This is a genomic window from Streptomyces sp. NPDC037389, assembly GCF_040636475.1.
Classification (GTDB): domain Bacteria; phylum Actinomycetota; class Actinomycetes; order Streptomycetales; family Streptomycetaceae; genus Streptomyces; species Streptomyces hesseae.
Genome location: NZ_JBEZUS010000067.1, coordinates 1 through 1,243 on the forward strand (window position 1 = coordinate 1; position 1,243 = coordinate 1,243).

Annotated in this window: 2 protein-coding genes; both read left to right on the forward strand. The window is 67.0% G+C overall.

Annotated features, from left to right (window positions below):
• Positions 1-233, forward strand: a 233-nt coding sequence (locus AB0E98_RS33795) for a glutaredoxin family protein (protein ID WP_361710322.1), incomplete at its 5' end; no start/stop codon positions are given.
• A gap of 274 nt (positions 234-507) precedes the next feature.
• Positions 508-1,243: redox-sensing transcriptional repressor Rex (locus AB0E98_RS33800; RefSeq protein ID WP_361710324.1), on the forward strand; the 736-nt coding region annotated here is incomplete at its 3' end.

The window sequence follows — 1,243 nt, forward strand, 5'->3', positions numbered from 1 at the left end:
CCCTCATCCGCAAACCCGGCTGTCATCTGTGTGATGACGCACAGCTCGTCGTCGAGAAGGTCTGTGCCGAACTCGGCGTCCCCTGGGAGGGGAAGGACATCACCGAGGACCGCCAACTCCATGACCAGTACTGGGAGCAGATTCCGGTCGTGCTGGTCGACGGACGGCAGCACACCTTCTGGCGTGTGAACGAGGAACGGCTGCGCAAGGCACTGACCGATCAGTACAAGTAGTCCGTATGGTCGCTTAGGATCGATGGTGACCAGGTCTCGGGGGCGTTGATCGTGAGGAGCGTGTGCGGCTTTGCCCCCGATGAGTGAGGGACGAAGGTGTCTGTGCGCCGGTTCCCGTTCCGGGCGCCGGGGGCGCGTGACCCCGGTCACGTTGGCCGGGCAAATCGGACACCATCTTTGTGCACGCGTTCACAAAGACATAGCCTGCATTCGACGGGGCGGTCATGTAGGGACGTATGACCGCCTACAGCCCCGCTCTACCCGCAGGAGCACCGTGGCAACTGGCCGAACACACCGACCGGCGACCCGCAGCCGAGGGATTCCCGAGGCCACCGTCGCCAGGCTTCCGCTGTACCTCCGCGCGCTGACCGCGCTCTCCGAGCGCTCGGTGCCCACGGTCTCCTCCGAGGAGCTGGCCGCCGCCGCGGGAGTCAACTCCGCGAAGCTGCGCAAGGACTTCTCCTACCTCGGCTCCTACGGGACGCGTGGTGTCGGTTACGACGTCGAGTATCTCGTGTACCAGATCTCGCGCGAACTCGGCCTCACCCAGGACTGGCCGGTTGTGATCGTAGGAATCGGCAACCTCGGTGCCGCGCTCGCCAACTACGGCGGGTTCGCCTCCCGCGGTTTCCGGGTCGCCGCGCTCATCGACGCCGATCCGGCAATGGCCGGAAAGCCCGTCGCCGGCATCCCGGTGCAGCACACCGACGAGCTGGAGAAGATCATCCAGGACGACGGTGTCTCCATCGGTGTGATCGCGACCCCCGCCGGTGCCGCCCAGCAGGTCTGCGACCGTCTCGTGGCCGCCGGCGTCACCTCCATCCTCAACTTCGCGCCGACCGTGCTGAACGTCCCCGAGGGCGTCGACGTGCGCAAGGTCGACCTCTCCATCGAGCTGCAGATCCTCGCCTTCCACGAGCAGCGCAAGGCGGGCGAGGAGGCCGCGGCCGACACCGTCGTGCCGCCCGTCGCCGCCCGCAAGCAGCAGCCCTCCACCGACCAGGGACCCG